22 protein-coding genes are annotated in these 20,173 nt (G+C 64.2%); 14 read left to right on the top strand and 8 right to left on the bottom strand.

Features of this window, described 5'->3' with window-relative positions; translation table 11 throughout:
- Window positions 1-38 precede the first annotated feature (38 nt).
- Window positions 39-803 carry a transcriptional regulator GlcC gene (gene glcC, locus PMI38_RS15970; RefSeq protein WP_008095887.1) on the bottom strand — a complete coding sequence of 255 codons (765 nt, stop codon included), beginning with the start codon at window positions 801-803 and terminating at the stop codon, window positions 39-41.
- 179 nt (window positions 804-982) lie between these two features.
- Between glcC and glcD the strand changes: the two genes are divergently transcribed.
- The 5 genes from glcD (at window position 983) to PMI38_RS15945 (ending at window position 7,472) form a co-directional block, all read left to right on the top strand.
- Window positions 983-2,482 carry a glycolate oxidase subunit GlcD gene (gene glcD / locus PMI38_RS15965; RefSeq protein WP_008095886.1) on the top strand — a complete coding sequence of 500 codons (1,500 nt, stop codon included), beginning with the start codon at window positions 983-985 and terminating at the stop codon, window positions 2,480-2,482.
- On the top strand, window positions 2,482-3,534 hold the full coding sequence (gene glcE, locus PMI38_RS15960; RefSeq protein ID WP_008095885.1) for a glycolate oxidase subunit GlcE: 1,053 nt from the start codon (window positions 2,482-2,484) through the stop codon (window positions 3,532-3,534). Before glcD ends, glcE begins: the two co-directional genes overlap by 1 nt.
- Before the next feature lie 9 nt (window positions 3,535-3,543).
- A complete protein-coding gene (gene glcF / locus PMI38_RS15955; protein ID WP_008095883.1) occupies window positions 3,544-4,779 on the top strand; it encodes a glycolate oxidase subunit GlcF in 1,236 nt (411 codons plus the stop codon).
- The gene (locus PMI38_RS15950) at window positions 4,772-5,170 is read left to right on the top strand and encodes a heme-binding protein (protein WP_008095881.1); all 399 of its coding nucleotides are present in this window, start codon (window positions 4,772-4,774) and stop codon (window positions 5,168-5,170) included. Before glcF ends, PMI38_RS15950 begins: the two co-directional genes overlap by 8 nt.
- Window positions 5,171-5,288: 118 nt before the next feature.
- Window positions 5,289-7,472, top strand: coding sequence for a malate synthase G (locus PMI38_RS15945; protein WP_043273756.1), 2,184 nt, complete (start codon window positions 5,289-5,291; stop codon window positions 7,470-7,472).
- A 151-nt stretch (window positions 7,473-7,623) separates the two neighbouring features.
- Here PMI38_RS15945 and PMI38_RS15940 read toward each other — a convergent pair whose 3' ends face one another.
- On the bottom strand, window positions 7,624-8,205 hold the full coding sequence (locus PMI38_RS15940) for a flavin reductase family protein (RefSeq protein WP_008095877.1): 582 nt from the start codon (window positions 8,203-8,205) through the stop codon (window positions 7,624-7,626).
- 203 nt (window positions 8,206-8,408) lie between these two features.
- Between PMI38_RS15940 and PMI38_RS15935 the strand changes: the two genes are divergently transcribed.
- A complete protein-coding gene (locus PMI38_RS15935; RefSeq protein ID WP_008095875.1) occupies window positions 8,409-8,747 on the top strand; it encodes a hypothetical protein in 339 nt (112 codons plus the stop codon).
- 28 nt (window positions 8,748-8,775) lie between these two features.
- Here the strand turns inward: PMI38_RS15935 and PMI38_RS15930 are convergent, their stop codons facing one another.
- A complete protein-coding gene (locus PMI38_RS15930) occupies window positions 8,776-9,696 on the bottom strand; it encodes a LysR substrate-binding domain-containing protein (protein ID WP_008095869.1) in 921 nt (306 codons plus the stop codon).
- Between the two features lie 160 nt (window positions 9,697-9,856).
- Between PMI38_RS15930 and PMI38_RS15925 the strand changes: the two genes are divergently transcribed.
- The 7 genes from PMI38_RS15925 to PMI38_RS15895 all read left to right on the top strand — a co-directional run bounded on the left by PMI38_RS15925 (window position 9,857) and on the right by PMI38_RS15895 (window position 15,157).
- Window positions 9,857-10,639: a YqcI/YcgG family protein gene (locus PMI38_RS15925; protein ID WP_008095868.1), complete on the top strand. Its 783-nt coding sequence runs from the start codon at window positions 9,857-9,859 to the stop codon at window positions 10,637-10,639.
- A 2-nt stretch (window positions 10,640-10,641) separates the two neighbouring features.
- Window positions 10,642-11,268 (top strand): LysE family translocator, encoded by a 627-nt coding sequence (locus tag PMI38_RS15920; RefSeq protein ID WP_008095866.1) that lies wholly within the window; start codon window positions 10,642-10,644, stop codon window positions 11,266-11,268.
- Window positions 11,269-11,295: 27 nt separating this feature from the next.
- Entirely contained in the window at window positions 11,296-12,390 is a 1,095-nt protein-coding gene (locus PMI38_RS15915; RefSeq protein ID WP_008095860.1) for a hypothetical protein, read from the top strand.
- Window positions 12,391-12,478: 88 nt separating this feature from the next.
- The gene (locus tag PMI38_RS15910; protein ID WP_008095858.1) at window positions 12,479-13,183 is read left to right on the top strand and encodes a hypothetical protein; all 705 of its coding nucleotides are present in this window, start codon (window positions 12,479-12,481) and stop codon (window positions 13,181-13,183) included.
- A gap of 116 nt (window positions 13,184-13,299) precedes the next feature.
- On the top strand, window positions 13,300-14,001 hold the full coding sequence (locus PMI38_RS15905; protein ID WP_008095857.1) for an AzlC family ABC transporter permease: 702 nt from the start codon (window positions 13,300-13,302) through the stop codon (window positions 13,999-14,001).
- A complete protein-coding gene (locus PMI38_RS15900; RefSeq protein ID WP_008095856.1) occupies window positions 13,998-14,312 on the top strand; it encodes an AzlD domain-containing protein in 315 nt (104 codons plus the stop codon). Before PMI38_RS15905 ends, PMI38_RS15900 begins: the two co-directional genes overlap by 4 nt.
- Window positions 14,309-15,157 carry an AraC family transcriptional regulator gene (locus PMI38_RS15895; protein WP_008095854.1) on the top strand — a complete coding sequence of 283 codons (849 nt, stop codon included), beginning with the start codon at window positions 14,309-14,311 and terminating at the stop codon, window positions 15,155-15,157. Before PMI38_RS15900 ends, PMI38_RS15895 begins: the two co-directional genes overlap by 4 nt.
- 1 nt (window position 15,158) lies before the next feature.
- On the opposite strand, the gene PMI38_RS15890 is transcribed toward PMI38_RS15895, so the two are convergent.
- Entirely contained in the window at window positions 15,159-16,370 is a 1,212-nt protein-coding gene (locus PMI38_RS15890) for an MFS transporter (protein WP_043273755.1), read from the bottom strand.
- Window positions 16,371-16,715: 345 nt separating this feature from the next.
- On the opposite strand from PMI38_RS15890, the gene PMI38_RS15885 reads away from it, so the two are divergent.
- Window positions 16,716-16,943 (top strand): hypothetical protein, encoded by a 228-nt coding sequence (locus PMI38_RS15885; protein ID WP_008095851.1) that lies wholly within the window; start codon window positions 16,716-16,718, stop codon window positions 16,941-16,943.
- A gap of 145 nt (window positions 16,944-17,088) precedes the next feature.
- Here the strand turns inward: PMI38_RS15885 and PMI38_RS15880 are convergent, their stop codons facing one another.
- From PMI38_RS15880 to PMI38_RS15865, 4 genes are all read right to left on the bottom strand, one after another.
- Window positions 17,089-17,568, bottom strand: coding sequence for a copper chaperone PCu(A)C (locus tag PMI38_RS15880; protein ID WP_008095850.1), 480 nt, complete (start codon window positions 17,566-17,568; stop codon window positions 17,089-17,091).
- Window positions 17,569-18,177 (bottom strand): SCO family protein, encoded by a 609-nt coding sequence (locus PMI38_RS15875; RefSeq protein WP_008095847.1) that lies wholly within the window; start codon window positions 18,175-18,177, stop codon window positions 17,569-17,571. It lies immediately after the preceding gene.
- A 198-nt stretch (window positions 18,178-18,375) separates the two neighbouring features.
- Window positions 18,376-18,960: a Fe-S biogenesis protein NfuA gene (nfuA, locus tag PMI38_RS15870; protein WP_008095845.1), complete on the bottom strand. Its 585-nt coding sequence runs from the start codon at window positions 18,958-18,960 to the stop codon at window positions 18,376-18,378.
- A gap of 58 nt (window positions 18,961-19,018) precedes the next feature.
- Window positions 19,019-20,053 carry an acyltransferase family protein gene (locus tag PMI38_RS15865; RefSeq protein ID WP_008095844.1) on the bottom strand — a complete coding sequence of 345 codons (1,035 nt, stop codon included), beginning with the start codon at window positions 20,051-20,053 and terminating at the stop codon, window positions 19,019-19,021.
- Window positions 20,054-20,173: the final 120 nt, after the last annotated feature.

The following is a 20,173-nucleotide window of genomic DNA, read 5'->3' as shown; positions in this document are numbered from 1 at the left end:
AGCCGGCTTGCCGGCGATAGGGCCGGTACAGGCCAACCTCACCCCCAGCCATCCATGCGCATCGTCGCCCGCACCAAGCGCTGCTCTTCCTGCTCGATCTCGCGCAAGCTGTCACGAATCCCATTGATATGCTCGCGCGCCGCGCGCTGGGCCTGCTCCGGCAGCTGCTCCATCACCGCGTGATACAACCGCGCATGCTGGCGGTCGATCTGGCGCTTCTGCGCCGGGCGGCAGTACAGGTTGTTCACCGAGGCGAACACCGTGCTCAAGGTCAGGTCGCTCAGCGACTGCAGGGTATGCACCAGCACCGGGTTGTGCGAGGCCTCGCTGACGGCTCGGTGGAAGGCGTGGTCGCGCCGGGCATGTTCCCGGGGGTCAAGGGTTTCGCCCGCGGTATGTGCAGCGAGCATGTCTTCATAGCGGCGACGGATCAGCAGGCGGTCGACGTCGGTGGCGCGCAACGCAGCGAGGCGCGCCGATTCGGCTTCAAGCAGTGCGCGCACTTCGAGCAGGTCGAACAGCGTGCGCGGCTGCGAGCTGAACAAGTGCATCAGTGGCGTGATGCCCGGTTGACCGGTCAGGTCAGCAACGAACGAGCCTCGCCCTTGCTCGGTGTCGATGATGCCGCGCCCCCGCAGGATGCGCAGGCCCTCGCGCAGCGCCGAACGCGAACAGCCGAGCTTTTCTACCAGGCGCCGCTCCGAGGGCAAGGCCTGGCCCACCTTGAGCACGCCTTCGACGATCAGCCGCTCGACCCGCTCGGCCACCTGATCGGCGACCTTGGCCTTGCCTTCTGCACCCATGGATACCCTCCAACTGGTAGGACCACTGCTGTTCTGCTCTCCAATCTAGCCGGTCAAAGCCGGCAATGAACAGTGCCGTGGCGAAAAACTGGTAGGACCAGTTTCCAGCGTGCTCGACCTGAAGGCCGCTGCGGCGCACGCTGACCTGAGGCAAACAACAAAAACAACCGAGTGAGCCCATGAACATTCTGTACGACGAACGCGTCGATGGTGTGTTGCCCGCCGTAGACCTGCCAGGTTTGCTGCAGGCGCTGCATGATGCCCTGCCCGACCTTGAGGTGCTGCACCGCGCAGAAGACCTCAAGCCCTATGAATGCGACGGCCTCTCGGCCTACCGCACGGTGCCGCTGCTGGTGGTGCTGCCCGAGCGCCTGGAGCAAGTGCAGACCTTGCTCAAGCTCTGCCACCAGCGGGGTGTGCCGGTGGTGGCCCGCGGCGCTGGCACCGGCCTGTCCGGCGGTGCACTGCCGCTGGCCAAGGGCATTCTGCTGGTGATGGCGCGCTTCAACCGCATTCTCGAGGTCAACCCACAGGGCCGTTTCGCCCGCGTGCAGCCAGGTGTGCGCAACCTGGCGATCTCCCAGGCAGCCGCGCCCTACGGCTTGTACTACGCACCCGACCCCTCCTCGCAGATTGCCTGCTCCATTGGTGGCAACGTCGCCGAAAATGCCGGCGGCGTGCATTGCCTGAAGTACGGCCTGACCGTGCACAACCTGCTCAAGGTCGAGATCCTCACCGTCGAAGGCGAGCGCCTGACCTTGGGCAGCGATGCCCTCGACAGCCCAGGTTTCGACCTGCTGGCGCTGTTCACCGGCTCCGAGGGCATGCTCGGTATCGTCACCGAGGTCACCGTGAAACTGCTGCCCAAGCCACAAGTCGCCCGGGTGCTGCTGGCCAGTTTCGACAGCGTCGAGGACGCCGGCCGGGCGGTGGCCGAGATCATCGCTGCCGGCATCATTCCCGGCGGCCTGGAGATGATGGACAACCTGGCGATTCGCGCCGCCGAAGACTTCATCCACGCCGGCTACCCGGTGGACGCCGCGGCGATCCTGCTGTGCGAGCTCGATGGCGTGGAGGCCGACGTGCAGGACGACTGCGAGCGGGTGGAGGCGGTGCTGCGCGAGGCCGGCGCCCGCGAGGTGCGCCTGGCCCGTGACGAGGCCGAGCGCGTGCGCTTCTGGGCCGGGCGCAAGAACGCCTTCCCGGCGGTGGGGCGGATTTCGCCGGACTACTACTGCATGGACGGCACCATCCCCCGCCGCGAGCTGCCACGGGTGCTCAAGGGCATCAGCGAACTGTCCACGGAGTACGGCCTGCGCGTGGCCAATGTGTTCCACGCCGGCGACGGCAACATGCACCCGCTGATCCTGTTCGATGCCAACCTGCCCGGCGAGCTGGAGCGCGCCGAAGCCATCGGCGGGCGCATCCTCGAACTGTGCGTGGCGGTGGGCGGCAGCATCACCGGCGAGCACGGTGTGGGGCGGGAGAAGATCAACCAGATGTGCGCTCAGTTCAACAGCGACGAAATCACCCTGTTCCATGCCGTGAAGGCGGCCTTCGACCCACAGGGATTGCTCAACCCCGGCAAGAACATCCCCACCCTGCACCGCTGCGCCGAGTTCGGCGCCCTGCACGTGCACCACGGCCAACTGCCCTTCCCCGACCTGGAGCGCTTCTGATGAGCCTGGACCGCGACATGAGTCAGGACCTGCTGGAGCAGGTCAACCAGGCCTTGAACCTGGGCACCGCGCTGCGCATCCAGGGCGGCAACAGCAAAGCCATGCTTGGCCGCCCGGTGGCTGGGGAGATCGTCGATACCCGCAACCACCGCGGCATCGTCAGCTACGACCCCACCGAGCTGGTGCTCACCGCGCGCGCCGGCACACCCTTGCTGGAAATCGAGGCGGCGCTGCACGAAGCCGGGCAGATGCTGCCCTGCGAGCCACCGCACCTGGGCCCCGAGGCCACCCTCGGCGGCATGGTCGCGGCCGGGCTGTCCGGGCCACGCCGACCCTGGGCCGGCTCGGTGCGCGACTACGTGCTGGGTACGCGGGTCATCACCGGCCACGGCAAGCTGCTGCGCTTTGGTGGCGAGGTGATGAAGAACGTCGCCGGCTACGACGTGTCGCGGCTGATGGCAGGCAGCTTCGGTTGCCTGGGCTTGCTGACCGAGGTGTCGCTGAAAGTGCTGCCGCGCCCGCGCCAATGCCTGAGCCTGCGCCTGGCGCTGGACCGCCACCAGGCCTTGGCCGAGCTGGCCGAGTGGGGCCAGCAGCCGTTGCCGATCAGCGCCGCCTGCCATGACGGCGAAGCCCTCTACCTGCGCCTGGAAGGCGGCCAAGGCTCGGTGCAATCGGCCCGCCAACGCCTGGGCGGCGAGGTACTCGACAGCCGTTTCTGGAGCGACCTGCGCGAACAGCGCCTGGCGTTTTTCGACGAACCGGAGCCGCTGTGGCGCCTGTCGCTGCCCACCGCCACGGCCGAGCTGGACCTGCCTGGGCAGCAATTGATCGATTGGGGCGGCGCGCAGCGCTGGCTCAAGTCGAGCGCGCCGGCGCAGCAGATCCGTGAACAGGTGGCCAGGGTCGGCGGCCATGTCACCGGCTACGCCCCCGGCGACGACAGCAGTGCACCCCTGCCTGCCGCGCTGATGCGTTACCACCGCGCCCTCAAGCAGCAACTCGACCCCCAGGGCCTGTTCAACCCTGGCCGTCTGTACCCAGACCTGTGAGGCCACGCCATGCAAACCAACCTGAGCGAAAGCGCCAAGCGCCTGGCCCGCGGCGAAGAGGCCGAAAGCATCCTGCGCACCTGTGTGCACTGTGGCTTCTGCACCGCCACCTGCCCCACCTACCAGTTGCTCGGCGATGAGCTGGACGGGCCACGCGGGCGCATCTACCTGATCAAGCAGGTGCTCGAAGGCGAGCCGGTCAGCGCCAGTACGCAACTGCATCTGGACCGCTGCCTGACCTGCCGCAACTGCGAAACCACCTGCCCGTCAGGGGTGAAATACCATGACCTGCTGGACATCGGCCGCGCCGTGGTCGAGCAGCAAGTACCGCGCCCGCTCGGCCAGCGCCTGCTGCGTCAGGGCCTGCGTGCGGTGGTACCTCGGCCGGCGCTGTTCAAGGCCCTGACCCGCACCGGCCAGGCCCTGCGCCCGGTGCTGCCGGCCGCCCTGAAGAACAAGCTGCCAGCCCGGGTGGCCCCGGCCGGCGAACGCCCGGCACCGCGCCATGCCCGTCGGATACTGCTGCTCGAAGGCTGCGTGCAACCGGCCCTGTCGCCCAATACCAATGCTGCCGCGGCGCGCCTGCTGGACCGGCTGGGCATCAGCGTCGAGGCTGCGCCCGAGGCTGGCTGCTGTGGTGCGGTGGACTACCACCTCAACGCCCAGGAACAAGGCCTGCAGCGCGCCCGGCGCAACATCGATGCCTGGTGGCCGGCTGTCGAGGCCGGTGCCGAGGCCATCGTGCAGACCGCCAGCGGCTGCGGCGCCTTCGTCCGGGAGTATGGCCACCTGTTGGAAAAGGACCCGCACTACGCCGCCAAGGCGGCAAGGGTCAGCGCACTGTCACGCGACCTGGTGGAAGTGCTGCGTGACGAGCCGGTCGAGCAGCTGGGCCTGTGCGCCGAACAACGCCTGGCCTTCCACTGCCCCTGCACCCTGCAACACGCCCTCAAGCTTGGCGGCCAGGTTGAAAGCCTGCTGACCCGCTTGGGCTTCACCCTCACGCCCGTGCCGGACGGGCATTTGTGCTGCGGCTCTGCCGGCACCTATTCGCTCACCCAGCCGGTCTTGTCCACGCAGTTGCGCGACAACCGCCTGAACGCCTTGGAAAGTGGCAAACCGCAGGTCATCGCCACCGCCAACATCGGCTGCCAGACCCACCTGGACGGTGCCGGTCGGACCCCGGTGCGGCACTGGATCGAAATCGTCGAAGCAGCCCTGAACCAGGAGAACCGCCATGCATAGCAAGTCCGTGATCGGCCAGGCCGAGGTGACCCGCCTGCTCGCCGCCGCCCGCCAGGAGGCCGAGGCGCAACAGTGGAGCGTAACGATCGCCGTCGTCGACGACGGCGGCCACCCGCTGGGCCTGGAGCGCCTGGACGGCTGCGCACCGGCCAGCGCCTACATCGCCCTGGAAAAGGCCCGCAGCGCAGCCCTCGGGCGCAAGGAGACGCGGGACTACGAGCAGATGGTCAATGGCGGGCGCATCGCGTTCGTCACAGCGCCGTTGCTCACCAGCCTGGAAGGCGGCGTGCCGTTGCGCGTCGACGGCCAGGTGGTGGGCGCCATCGGCGTGTCCGGGGTAAAGCCCGAACAGGATGCCCAGGTCGCCAAGGCCGGGGCCGCGGCGTTGTGATCGGCAGTACCGGCCCTTTCGCGGGACAAGCCCGCTCCCACAGGTGTAGTGGTGTACCTGTGGGAGCGGGCTTGTCCCGCGAAAGGGCCGGTACTGACACCCTCTCATTTCAATGAACATGAACAGCGAGACAAACATGAATCCACTCAAGGTCGCCCCCCTCCTGCAGCGCTTCATCGAAGATGAAGTGCTGCCCGGCACTGCCCTCGACGCCGCCAGCTTCTGGCAAGGCTTCAGCAGCCTGGTCCACGACCTTGCCCCGCGCAATCGCCAACTGCTGGCCGAACGCGACCGCCTGCAGGCCGAACTGGACCGCTGGCACCGCCAGCACCCTGGCCCGATCGCCGACATGGCGGCCTACCAGGCCTTCTTGCGCAGCATCGGCTACCTGGTCGACACCCCCGAGCAGGTTCGGATCAGCACCCGCAACGTCGACCGCGAGATCGCCGAGCAAGCCGGCCCGCAGCTGGTAGTGCCGCTGAGCAACGCCCGCTATGCGCTCAACGCGGCCAACGCCCGCTGGGGTTCGCTGTACGACGCGCTGTACGGCACCGATGCCATCGCCGACAGCGACGGCGCCGCCCGCGGCCAAGGCTACAACCCCGCCCGTGGGGCCAAGGTGATCGCCTACGGGCGACGCTTCCTCGACCAGGCCGCGACGCTCGCAGGTGCCTCGCATGCCGATGCCACGGCGTATGCCATCGAGCAAGGGGCGCTACGCGTGACCCTGAAGGATGGCCGTCAGGTCGGGCTTGAAGATGCGGGGCAATTGCAGGGTTACCAGGGCGAGCGGACCTCACCCACCGCCATCCTGCTGCAACACCATCGCCTGCATTTCGAAATCCAGATCGACGCCAGCAGCGCCATCGGCCAGGCCGACCTGGCCGGGGTCAAGGACATCCTCATGGAGGCCGCGCTGACCACCATCATCGACTGCGAAGACTCGGTGGCCGCGGTGGATGCCGAGGACAAGGTGAATGTCTACCGCAACTGGCTGGGCTTGATGAAAGGCGACTTGAGCGAGCAGGTCAGCAAGGGCGGCAAGACCTTCACCCGGGCATTGGCCGAAGATCGCCAGTACCAGGGCGCGAATGGCCAGCCGTTGACCTTGCCGGGCCGTTCGCTGCTGTTCATCCGCAACGTCGGCCACCTGATGACCAACCCGGCGATCCATGATGGCGACGGCCACGAGATTCCCGAAGGCATCCTCGACGCGGTGGTCACCAGCCTGATCGGTATGCACGACCTCAAGCGCCGCGGCAACTCCCGCGAGGGCAGCCTGTACATCGTCAAGCCGAAGATGCACGGGCCGGACGAGGTTGCCTTCGCCGACCAGTTGTTCAGCCGGGTCGAGGACCTCCTGGGCCTGCCTCGGCATACCCTGAAAATGGGCATCATGGACGAAGAGCGGCGCACCAGTGTCAATCTTCAGGCCTGCATCGCCAGCGCGGCGGCGCGGGTAGTGTTCATCAACACGGGCTTTCTCGACCGCACCGGTGACGAGATGCACACGGCCATGCAAGCCGGCGCCATGCTGCGCAAGGGCGACATGAAGCACAGTGCCTGGATCCAGGCCTACGAGCGCAGCAATGTGGTGGTGGGCCTGGCCTGCGGCCTGCGCGGCAAGGCGCAGATCGGCAAAGGCATGTGGGCCATGCCCGACCTGATGGCGGCCATGCTGGAACAGAAAATCGCCCAGCCCAAGGCCGGCGCCAACACCGCCTGGGTGCCCTCGCCCACGGCGGCGACCCTGCATGCGTTGCACTATCACCAGGTCGATGTGGCAGCGGTGCAGCAGGCGCTGGAAAACGCCGACCTGGCCGCCGAGCGCGAACCGTTGCTGCACGGCCTGCTGAGCATTCCGGTCAGCCCGGACCGGCCCTGGAGCGCCCAGGACATCCAGGCCGAGCTGGACAACAACTGCCAGGGCATCCTGGGCTACGTGGTGCGCTGGGTGGAACAAGGGGTCGGTTGCTCCAAGGTGCCCGACATCCATGACGTCGGCCTGATGGAAGACCGCGCGACCCTGCGCATCTCGGCCCAGCACATCGCCAACTGGCTGCACCATGGTGTGGTGGGGGCCGAGCAGGTGGAAGCGACACTGCAGCGGATGGCTAACGTGGTCGATCAGCAGAATGCCGGCGATACCGCCTACCGGCCGATGGCAGGCAACTTTGCCGGGTCACATGCTTATCGTGCGGCGCAGGCGCTGGTGTTCGAGGGGCTTGAGCAGCCGAGTGGGTATACCGAGCCGTTGCTGCATGGCTGGCGGTTGCGTTTCAAGCAGGAGGTTGGCGGGTGATGTGCTGAGGGGCCGCTATGCGGCCCAATCGCCGGCAAGCCGGCTCCCACAGGTACCCCGCCCACAGGTACCCCGCAAGGCTTGAGGGCTGCGAAATCCTGTGGGAGCCGGCTTGTCGTGGCGACGAACCGCGGCGATAGGGTCGGTAAGTTCAACCCTGCGGATCGACGATCACCGCCTCGCCAATCGCATAAAAATGCCCACCCGCCACATAGTGCAAGCTGCGCCACTGCGGGTCGGCATGCTCATAGGCCCAGTGCCCGTCCTTGAACACCCGGTCATCCGCCCAGGCCGCCACCACCTCGCCAATGAACAGGTCATAAGTGTTCTGGTTGTGCGGCTCATCGATCACCCGGCACATCAGCCATGCCGAGCAGCCTTCGACCAGCGGCGCCGCATGCCCCTCTACCCGCGCCAGCGCGACGCCGATGCGGGCCAGCTTGTCGGGCTGGTCGAACAGGCTGCGGGTACCGACCTGATGGGTCAGCTGCGCCTGGGCAGCCGTGGGCACCTGGATCACGAACCAGCCACTGCCTTCGACCAGTTGCCGGGTGCGCGCGCTCTTGTCCAGCACCACGGTGACCTTGGGCGGGTCGAAGTCCAGCGCACAGGCCCAGGCCGCGGCCATGACGTTGTCCACGCCCTCATGGCTGGCCGACACCAGCACGGTCGGGCCGTGGTTGAGCAGGCGGTAGGCCTTTTTCAGGTCGACGGCTTGAAAATGGCTGTTCATCGGTGTCCTCGGTCGGCGTGCGTGTAGGCGCGCAATTGTGCCGTATCGACAGGGATGAAGCATCCTTTCAGCGCCATCAGAAAATTCCTACGCTAAGCTCAGAATCGTCTTACTTGTCGTCGTCACCCACTGAAAACAACATCAGCCCCTGGACGGTATCGGCCTCAGCCCGGCACCAGCGCTCGACCCAGAGGAGGCTCCGCATGCATTCGCACCTCAGCACCACCGCCGAACTGCGCAAGACCCTGCGTGAATTGATGGCCCACGACGTCAGTAATCCCGACGATGACCCACACTTCTCGGGTGTGTTGTTTTTCTGCGCGACCGATGAGCGCACGCGGCAGCTGGTCGAGCGTATCGAACTGCTCGCCAGCGAAGCGTTCTTCGATGTCTGCGGCCGCGCCGTCGCGCAGCAGATGCGGGCGGCGGCAATCGAGGGGGTGTGCATCAAGCAGAAGCGCAAGGCGTGCGTCGATGAAACGACTATCCGCATTGCCCTGCTCGACAAAGGCTACATCACCGTGAGCACCGCGCGCCTGTGAGCGGTGCGGCCTGGCTTCCCGGGCGCGTTCAGCCGTACAGGTAATCGATGTCCTTGTAGGCCAGCGCTGGCACCTGGCCGAGCAGGAAGTCGCGCAACTTGTGCATCTGCCGCGCCTTGGGGCTGGATTTGAGCCAGGTCATGTAATAACCATCGCCGGTGGCAACGGCATGCTTGAACGGCGTGACCAGGCGCCCGGCGCCGAGGTCGGCGGTGGCCAGCACCAGGTCGACCACCGAAATCCCCAGGCCTTGCTGGGCCGCCGAGATGCCCTGGTCGAGGGTATCGAACACCTGGCCCTGGTCGATGTTGATCTCCAACGCATCCATGCGCGCCAGCCAACGGCGCCAATCGCGGCGGTCCGGGGACGGGTGCAGGATTTCGCACTGACGCAGGTCAGCCAGCTCCGGTTGGGCCCGCTCCATGTAGTCGGGGTGGCAGACCGGAATCAGCCATTCGTCGAACAGCTTGAAGCTCTCGACATCGGCGGGAAAGCGCCCGTTGGCCAGGAGGATGGCGCAGTCGTAGGGCTCGGAATAGAAATCCACCGTGTCGATGTCCATCCACACGCTCGACAGCTGCACGCTGCACGCGTCGTCGGCCTTCTTGAAGGCATCCAGCGCCCTGAGCAGCCAGCGCACGGTAAGGGTCGAGGGCGCTTTGAGGCGCAAGCCGTAGCGGTCCTGGCGCAACAGCGCGCAGGCGTTTTCGATGATCTTGAAACCGACCTTGAGCTCCTGGGCCAGCAGGCGCCCGTGCTCGGTCAGGCTCAGCTTGGGGCCACGGCGTTCGAAGAGGTCGCAGCCGAACATGGATTCCAGGGTCTTGATGTGATGGCTGACGGCGCCCTGGGTCAGCGCCAGCTCTTCGGCCGCGCGGGTAAACGACCCATAACGCGAGGCAACCTCGAAGGCACGCAGTGCGTGCAAAGCCTGGATCCGTTCCGACATGAAGCCCCCGAAGCATGAGTAAGACTAATAGTAGGTCATAGTTCCACGCGTTTTACAACGTTAAGTGCGTCTCAGAAAATGCAGGTAAATAACAAAGATAAGCCAATAACCTGCCTGCATATCACTGGAACTTTTCGTTAATTAAACGCCTGGGGAAATCATGTTTACGGGTTATGGAAATTGCTTACGCCTGGATGCGCTAGAGCTGACCGCGGAACATGTGCGGAACACGCGCCACTGGACATACCAGACACTACAACACTTTCGCGACGTGCTCGCCAACCCCGAATTTCCATGCCTGTTCGGGCGCAAGGCGGTGAACGGCGCAACGTGCCATATCCTCTTCGCCCGCGCCGAACAATTGGCCGACGACATCGCCCAGGGCCTGGCCGACTACGTTCGCGACATCGCACCGGTACCGGTCAAGCAACGCATCGGCAGCCCGCTGGTGGTGTTTCTCGAAACCGCCGCCGACTGCACCCTCGCCGAGCAACAGGCGCTGGCCTGGAAAGTCCTGCGCGGCGTACATGCGCGTGATCCCCACCCCTGGCCTTCTTCGATCCCCACCGACCCGGACGACACCGGCTGGTCGTTCTGCTACGCCGGCATGCCGCTGTTCATCAACATGAACTTCCCCGGCCACCAGCAGATGAAGAGCCGTAACCTGGGCAAGCACATCACCTTCGTCATCAACCCGCGGGAAAACTTCGACGAAGTGGCCAACGCCAGTACCGAGAGCGGCCAGCGCATCCGCGCGCGCATTCGCGACCGTGTACGTCACTACAACGATGGCGTCATGCCAGACAGCCTGGGCTTCTTTGGCCAGGACGACAACTACGAATGGAAACAATACCAACTGCAGGAAGCAGGCTCGCTCAACCCGTCGCGCTGCCCCTTCCATGCCCACGTCCACGCGACACCCGACACATTGACCGAGAACTGACCGTGAATACCGCACTGACTGCTACGTACGCACTGACTGTCCTGCTGCTGATCGCCACGCCTGGTCCTGTGGTGGCCCTGATCGTCAACACTGCTGCGGCATCCGGCTCGCGAAAGGCCATGTTCACCGCCGTCGGCACCAACTGGGCGTCGCTGGTACTGATCGGCGCTGCGGCCTGGATCATCCTGACCAGCGCGGCCATCGACAAGGCCTGGCTCAGCGGCATGAGCTTGCTGGGGTGCCTGTTCATCGGCTACATCGCCGTGGGCACCTTGCGCGAGTGCCTGCAGGCACCGGCCAGCGAAACCGTCGAGCAAGCGCCGAAAGCCGGTCGCGGCGGCCTCTGGCAAGGCTTCATGGTGGGGATTTCCAACCCGAAGGACATCATCTTCTTCATCGCCTTCTTCCCGCAGTTCATCCAGATCACCGAATCGTTCGGCAAGAGCATGGTGGTGCTGTCGCTGCTGTGGGTGTTCATCGATTTCGCCGTGCTCAGCCTGTACATCTTCGCCATCGGCAAGCTCGCCTCGCCGCGCAGCAATCGCTTCATTTCCCTGGCCTCCGGCGTTGCCCTGCTGCTGATCGCCGTCGGCGGCCTGGCCTACAACCTCAAGGAGCTGGCGGGCTGAGGCCACGCCGGAACCAAGGAAGCGCTGATGACGACACTCGACACCGCCGCCTACGGCCAAGGCCTGCGCGCATTGCTGCAGCAGGACTACCAGCGCTTCCTGCAACTGGGCAGCCGCCGCGCGCCCCATAACCTGCATGTTCACGAAAGCGGCTACCGCTCCGGCACCATCAACACCGACGCCCTCGGGCTGCGCTACAGCCATTGCGCGGGCAAACGCTACTCGGCCGCCGAACGCGGCAGCGCAGCGCGCATCAACCTGCTGGTGGGTGGTTCTACCGCCATGGGCATCGGCGCCAGCACCGACGAGCATACGGTGGCTTCGCACCTGTCGATGCTGACCGGGGAGGTGTGGCTGAGCCTGGCGGGCTGCGGGCTCAATGCCAGCCAGGAACTGCTGCTGTTCCTCACCCATCAGCACCGCCTGGGCGAGGTTGGCCATGTGGTGTTGCTCAGCGGGCTCAATACCTTGGCCCATGAAGCCCTCGGCGAAGTGCTGGCCGGTCCGCACGACCCGCACCACGCCAAGGCCCACCAGGCCTACCTCGGCAGCTTCAACGAAGGCATGCCGCCGGTCGGCCCAACCCGGCCGTCGTCCCTGTTGCGGCGTCTGGGGCAGGCATTCCTCCCCCCTCGCCCGGAGCCTCTGCCGGACTGGCTGCTCTGCGCCCCGGAAAAACGCCTGACACGCGCCGCCGATACGGTAGGCCGCACCCTGCGCCAATGGGACCGCATGCTGGCCGACAGCCACGCCACCCTCACCTTCATCCTGCAACCGCTGCTGCCCTGGTGCCGTGAGATCCTGCCGGCCGGCGAACAGGCGATGCTGACGAGCCTGGAACGGCACCCGAGCAACTTCGACCGCCTGCTGCAAGGCACCTTCGACAGCCAGCTGCACATGGATTTCTTCCGGCGCATCAAGAGCCAGGCCGATCCGGTGCCTTGCTACGACATGAACAGCATGCTCAGCAGCTCTCCGGTGTTCGGCGCCGACCTTTTCATCGACCGTCTGCACCTCAACGACCTGGGCAACAATGCCTTGGCCAAGGTGATCACCGCCAAGCTTGGTCTGGCCCAGGAAAAGCACGCCCAGCGCAAGGTCACGCCGATCAAGCTCGTCTGACAATTGCACGCCGGCCTTTCGGTAAGGCTGCCGGCTTGGCTAGAATACTGCGTCGTTCCGATACGCCCGAGGCGCATTTGCATTCCTCATGAAACACCATGCCGTCCTTCCGTACCTGGCTGCGCTGCTCATCACACTAGCGCCACAGGCTGCGCGCGCGCTCGATGTCCGCATCGACCCGCATGCCGACCTGCTCTATCGCCAGGCCCTGCCGCTGCTGGAAAAGGCCGACAACCAGGACGACAGCGACATCCCGATCCGCACTGGCATTGGCGGCGACCCCGAGCTCAACCGCCAGGGCCAGGCCCTGGCCCGTACCCTGCCAACGGCGGTGGCACTGCTGAAAAAGTCGGTGGAACTTGGCCATCCGGTGGCTCAGTATCGCCTGGCGTTGTACTACACGACCTATCTGCCTGCGGCGCAAATCCCCGATGCCGCCTGCCCGCTGCTGGAAGCAAGCCTGAAGCAGGGGTTCGCCCCGCCGGCGACGGCGATCGCCACCTGGTGCCCACCGTATAACGCCAGCCGTGCCTACCGTGAGGCACTGGAAGCGATACCGAGCATGGCGACGCTGTATGCAGCGTATTATCCGCAGCCGGCTACCCGCCTGGCGTGCAGCCGCAGCCAGCCGCAGGGGCTGGAAATGCAGTGGGGCCGGCAGCGTGATTACCAGGCCGAGGTGTACCGGCTGCTGGGCGATCTCGACCCGCAGCACCGCCAGACGCTGCTGCAGAAGGCCGTGGAGATCAACGGATGCGTGGCGGCCCAGCAGCGTTTGACCAGCCATCGCTGAACGTTCGGTGCTAGCCGCGACGCACCAAGGATCGGCGACAAACGAGCAAGATCGTTCAAGCCAGCCGCACCGTCCTCTGGCAAGCTGCCCTACCGAGTAACCGTGTCGCAGCCATCATGCCCAGCAATCCCCCCATCGCTCGCCAAGCCTTCCTTCACGGCGCCATCGCCATCCTCCCGCTGTCGCTTGCGGTCGCCCCCTGGGGCCTGCTGGCCGGCTCCATGGCCATCGAGGCCAACCTCAGCCCCTGGGAAGGCCAGGGCCTGTCGGCGATCGTCTTCGCGGGCGCCGCTCAACTGGTGGCCATCGGCATGCTCAAGGGCGGCGCCAGCCTGCTGTCGATCCTGTTGACCACCCTGCTTCTGACTTCGCAGCACTTGCTCTATGGCTTGTCGATGCGCCCTGTGCTGTCCAACCAGCCACTGCGCTGGCGGCTGGGGCTGGGCTTTCTGCTGACCGACGAATTCTTCGCCCTCACCAGCCACTACGACCAACAGCAGTTCAACCGCTGGTACGCCCTCGGCGTCGGGCTGACCTTCTACGTGGCCTGGAACCTGTTCACCCTGGCCGGCATCGTGCTGGGCCAGAACATCCCGCACCTTGACCAACTGGGCCTGGACTTTTCCATCGTCGCCACCTTCGTCGCGCTGATCGCGCCGCTGGTGCGCAACCTCGCCACGGTGGTCTGTGTAGCGGTGTCGCTGTTCTGCTCCGTGCTGTTCAGCTACTGGCACTGGGAAACCGCCTTGGTGGTCGCCGGACTGCTGGGCATGTCGGCTGGTTTTATCTGTCAGAAGTTTTCCGGAGCTCGCGCATGACCTGGCTACTGATCTTCGCCATGGGCGCCGTGGTGTTTCTCAACCGCTATGCCTTCCTCGAACCGCGCCTGCCGCTGCGCCTGAGCTCCAATGCGCGCCAGTTCCTCGGCTTTGCCGTGCCCGGCATGCTGACGGCCATCTGCGGGCCGATCATCTTCCTGCCCGGCCACCAGCTGGACCTGAGCCTGCTCAACCCGTACCTGCTCGGTGCCCTGGTCGCTGTCGGCCTGGTGCTGTTGACCCGCAGCGTATTGCTGAGCATGCTGGCGAGCATGTTGATCTTCTTCCTGCTGCGCAGCTGGCTGGCATGACCCCGCCCCTGCGCGAACAGACCCACCTCTGGCAAGCGCCCGCCCTGGGCGATGTCGAGATGCTGCACGCGCGCTACTTCCAGCAGCGCTTCGCGCCGCATGTGCATGAAGGCTACGTGTTCACCGTGATCGAGTCCGGCGCCCAGCGCTTCTGGCACCGGGGCAGCGAGCATCTCGCCCCGGTCGGCAGCATGGTGCTGATCAACCCGGACGAACTGCACACGGGCGCCACCGCCCATGAGGCCGGTTGGCGCTACCGTGGCTTCTACCCCGAGCATGAACGGGTGACGCGCGTGCTCGACGAGCTTGAGTTGGGCCGCCACGGCATGCCCCACTTCAGGGCCAGCGTGATCCAGGATCCGGCCCTGGCCTCGGCCTTCAGCCAGTTGCACCAGTTGTCGGAGTCGGGCGCCAGCGCCCTCGAGCAGCAGACCGCCTGGCGCCAGGCGGTGCTGGCACTGGTGCAGCGCCACGGCCATTGCCCTGAACCCACTGCCCCCGGCAACGAGCCTGTGGCTGTTGCCCGCGCCCGCGAATTGCTGGAAAGCCAACTGGCGGACCCGCCTTCCCTGGAGGCGCTGGCTGCGGCGGTCAACCTGTCACCCTTTCATTTCGCCCGGGTGTTCCGCCAGGCCACAGGTTTGCCGCCGCATGCCTGGTTGAAGCAGCGTCGTCTGGCACGTGCGCGGGATTTGCTGAAGATAGGCCAGGCGGCCTCGGAAGTGGCGTTTGCTTTAGGCTTTGCCGACCAGAGCCATCTGAGCCGGCAATTCAAGCAAGCCTATGGCGTAACGCCGGGGGCCTATCGGCAGGCATGCGTTCACCCGTCATTTCCTGCCAAGTAGCTTATTTATTCGTGTCACGGGCGCGCCCACCGCTGTTCCAATGCATCGGCGCGATCAACAGCATGAACGTCATCCAGATAAAAGTCGTTGGCCCCGCAAGCAGAAAGATCAGACTGGCAACCACTCCTGAAACCGCATCACCGATGACGGCGGTAAAGTAATAGAGAGAAAAGTTCCTCCCGACCTCATGCTCTTCTGACAGGCACTGAATATTGGTGACAATGGCGATATCGACAAACGCGCCAATGAAACCAACTGCGAACAGGATCGAAAGAAAAAGCCACTTGCTGTACTGGAGCGCAACGGCCGCAAGAAAAAACAGCGCGCCGTATAATGCCCAGTAACGCAGTACCAACCGTGCAGTCGTGACCTTATTGAAGCGGGTGTAGAGCACACCACCCATCACGGTACCCGCCGCAAGCAGCGATAGAACATAGCCAACCGCGGCCTCGGAAGCGAAATGTTCCAGCACCGAAGCAGGCAGGATGAAGCGAATCACGGAGGTGGCGAACGTTGCACAGAGCGTCGTGCAACAAATGACTGCAAACAGCGGAGCGTTGCTGGTCTTGAGCTGACCCACGCTGCGCATCGCATCGCGTATCATCACTCGCCCGTCGAAGGCCTGTCCCGCGTTCGAGCTGGAAGGGCCCAACCTAGCGATACAAAGAGCCGACGAAGCCAGGCATACCGCGAAAAACAAGAAGCTGGCCTCACGAGACAGCATCAGCACACATGCCGAAAAAACCAACGGCCCGATAATTGATGCTGCATCTTCGATCACCTGGATCACACTATTGACCGATGCAAGGCTTTCCTTTTCGACAATGTCGGGAAAATACGCGCGAAAGGTCGGCACATAAAGGCATTCAAGCGCTGTCATGATCATCGCCAATCCTGTGAGCGCAGGCAACGCAAACATGGACGAGCTATACAGGGCGAAAAAGGCCAGCGCCAAAATCCTCTTGACTGCTTCCACCCACATCAAGGTGCGCTTCTTATTGCCGTTATCTGCCAGCCAACCACCCCAGGGTGAAAACAGCAAGCTTGGTATGTAGCGGAAGAAATACACCACGCCTATGAGAAACAAATCGGCATCTGTCATGGACACTACTGCTACCGCAAAAGCGGTTTCGAATGCAAACTCACCACACTTTGAGAAGCAGTAAGAGAATACAAGAGGACGTGTTCTGCGATTAAAACTCAAGGTGAGCATGCCGGTATCCATTGCAGGGGCAAAGCAACCTAAGACGCTCGTCAGAAGTACGCAACAGGCAACGTGTAACAGAACCGCCACAAAAAATCAGGACGAAGAATTTTCTTACACCCGTCACCGGAGCTCGCAACCTGAAAGCAACTTAAGCAGCTCTAGAATGCGCCCTATAACGCTTCATCACATTTCAAACTTCCAGCACTGAATCAACTTTAAACATCTTGCGTAATTCTTTCGAAAGGTAACAGGCTTGCGCTTGCCCCCATTCTTATAGCGAAGCTTCAGAGAGGTCCGAAGCCAGGTAGAAACCCTCTGCTACACTGACAGGGCTAAACGGAGGATCCTGCCATGTCCGAAAGAGAGCTCACCACCCTCCTGTCGCTGATGACCCAGCGCCAAGCCTGCCTGAGCAGTGCCTGCAAGGAGATTGCCGACTGGATCGACCGGCAGGGCGATGTGCCCGTCGCCGGCAAGATCCGCGCTAGCCTGAAGGCGCTGGAGGCTGACGAAGCCCAGGTTCGCAAGACCTTGACCTCGCTGACGCTCGACAGGCCTTTGCCACGGTTTCGTAGCTGAAAAATGAACGGGGCCGCTGCGCGCCCCTATCGCCGGCAAGCCGGCTCCCACAGTTACAGCACAAGCCTTGGGCGCTGTGCAGAACCTGTGGGAGCCGGCTTGCCGGCGATAGGGCTGCGAAGCGGCCCCGGGTGAATCAGTTGAATCAGTGGTTCATGTGCATGTGGTCATGCCCGCCCGCGCCCGCAGTCAGGGCTCGAACTTCTGCCTGCACGTCCAGCGTTTCCTTCGTGCCCTTGGCATCTTCGATGGTCAGGGTCAGCGGTACTTTCTCGCCTTCCTTAACCTGCTGGGTCAGGCCCATCAGCATCACGTGGTAGCCATTGGGGTCCAGGCTCACCGGCTTGCCCGCCGGCAGCTCGACCGCCTTCACTTCCTTCATGCCCATCACGTCACCGTTCATGGTCATTTCGTGCACCTGCACGGTCTTGGCCACCGGCGAAGCCACGCCGACCAGCTTGCTGTCGCTGCTGGCGGTCAAGGTCATGAAGGCACCGGTGGACTGCTGGTGCGGCACGCTGGCACGTACCCAGGCATCGCTCACGGTGGTCTGGGCCAGGGCCGGCAGGGCCAGGCCCATCAAGGCCAGAACGGCCAGGCCGCGCTTGATTGGTTGCATCGACATTCAGCAGATCTCCATCAGGGTGCGCAGGTCTTCAGCACATTCCTGGGCGTTCAGGGAATGGCCCAGGCTCAGGCGCAGGGTGCCACGCGTGTCATAGACGTAGCTGGTGGACGAATGGGAAATGGTATAGGTGTCACCGGCAGGGACCTTCTCGTAGAACACCTTGAACTCCTTGGCCACCTCGGCGATTTCCTCGGGGGTGCCAGTGAGCGCGGTGAACGTCGGGTCGAAGGCCTTGAGGTAGGCATCGAGCACTTCGGGGGTGTCGCGTTCCGGGTCCAGGGTGATGAACACCACCTGGAACAGATCGCGGTCGCGGCCCTTGAGCAGCTTCTTGATTTGCGCCGCGCGCGCCAGCGCGGTCGGGCAGACCGCCGGGCACTGGGTGAAACCGAAGAAGATCATCGGCATGCTGCCGTAGAAACTCGACAGGGTACGCTCGTTACCCTGGGGATCCTTGAGGCGGAACTTGCGCCCGAGGATCTCGTTGCTCATGTTCTTGCCGTACTTGAAATCAAGCCCCCGGGCCGGGTTGCAGCCTGCCAGCAGGCCGAGCCCGAGAACGCCCATCCCGGCGACTACTGCGCGCCGGGTCAACAGATCATTCATGAAACCATCCTTTTCAGGGAAGGTGCCGACCCCTAAAGCGGGCCGGCCGAAAAAACCGGGGCATTCTTGCATGACGCCCAGAGGGGTTCTACCCGACCAAGGCGGAGATGGCCCGCAGCCCTTTAAACACGGGCTGCGGCCAGTTGTCGCAGGGGTTGAAACCGTAACAGTTTGTTGCTAGCAACCATCAAACGCCCATCAGTAGTAGGCGTTTTCTTTCTGGCTGTGGTCAGTCACGTCACGTACGCCTTTGAGCTCGGGGATACGCTCGAGCAAAGTGCGCTCGATGCCTTCCTTCAAGGTCACGTCGGCCTGGCCGCAGCCCTGGCAACCACCACCGAACTGCAGCACCGCTACGCCATCGTCGACCACGTCGACCAGGCTCACCTGACCGCCGTGGCTGGCCAGCCCCGGGTTGATCTCGGTCTGCAGGTAATAGTTGATGCGCTCGTTGATCGGGCTGTCTTCGTTGACCATCGGCACCTTGGCGTTGGGCGCCTTGATGGTCAGCTGGCCACCCATGCGGTCGGTGGCGTAGTCGACCAGTGCATCTTCCAGGAACGGCAGGCTGACCGCGTCGAGGTAGGCAGTGAAGCTCTTCAGGCCCACCGGCTCGTCGTCGGGTTTTTCTTCGCCCGGCTTGCAGTAGGCGATGCAGGTTTCGGCGTACTGGGTGCCCGGCTGGGTAATGAAAATGCGGATGCCGATGCCAGGCGTGTTCTGCTTGGATAGCAGATCGGCCAGGTAATCATGGGCGGCGTCGGTAATGGTTATAGCGCTCATGGAAGTTCCTCACAGTCTTGCGGCCAAGTGTACGCCAACCTGGCCCTTGAACAAAGTCCTAGTATTTGACTCGGGAAAGCGCGAACACCGGGGTTTGCTCCCGTGGCGCCGCCAGCCAGGCCTGCATCCGCCGGTACAGGCCGCGCTCCAGCCATTGATAGCTGAACCACGACATTAGTCCAATGGACGGCACGCACAGGGCGAACACCAGGTAAGGGTTCAAGTGCAGGCGCTGGCTGGCGAACCAGCCGGCATACAGCACCAGCACGTGGATCAGGTACACCGAGTACGAGCAGTCGCCCAGCGCCTTGAGCACGCGATTGCCCTGGAAGTACGGTTCCAGGGCGATGAAGGCCAGCACCACCAGCGCACTGGGCAGGCCCCAGTGCAGCAGGCGCTGGGAAGCATCGAGGTGGTAAAGCGCATAACCTGCCACCGCCAGCAGCGCCAACGGCAGCCACAGGCCTTCGCGCACCAGCCCGCGGCGATACAGCACGCCCAGGCCGATACCCAGCAGGAATTCGTAGATGATGTCGTTGCTGTAGAAGCGGCTGAGCACGCCAAGGCGGCCCAGCACCTCGCTGACCAGCAGCAACGCGGCCGTCACCAGCAACAGGTGGTGGCGCTGGCGAACCAGGAAGGCCAGGCCGAACAGCAGGTAGAAGAACACCTCGAAGTTCAGCGTCCAGCCCACGTTCAGGGTCGGGTACAAACCGTAGCCTCCGGGGTTCTCCGCGGGGATGAAGAACAGCGACAGGAACAGGTGGCGCCAGGCGAATTCCTGATGCGGCATCCATTGGCTGAAGGCCAGCAGCAGCGCCGCCATCAGTGCGGTGTAGAACCAGTAGGCAGGGACGATCCGCAAGGCCCGGTTGAGCAGGAACTGACGCGGTTCGATGGCTTTGTCACGGGTCGAGAGGTAGATCACCAGCCCGCTGATCACGAAAAAGATGTCGACGCCCACCGCGCCGCGGTCGCTGAGCAGCTGGCCAATAGGGCCGGTGGCATGGAAGTCGAAGAAGATCTGCATGAAGTGGTGGCAGACCACCACCCAGGCGGCGAACGCCCGCAGTGCCTGAAGCGAATACAGCATGAAATACCCTGCGATTGCCGGTGCATTGAGGCCCGGCGAGCGCTTCGCGCTCGTTCGCCGGCAAGCCGGCTCCATGTTGTACCTGGCCTTGTGGGAGCCGGCTTGCCGGCGATGGGGCCG

The sequence above is a fragment of the Pseudomonas sp. GM84 genome (assembly GCF_000282535.1).
In the GTDB taxonomy this organism is placed as follows: domain Bacteria; phylum Pseudomonadota; class Gammaproteobacteria; order Pseudomonadales; family Pseudomonadaceae; genus Aquipseudomonas.
Note: the sequence above shows the minus strand (reverse complement) of the source record. Positions and strands in the feature narration are given on the sequence as shown.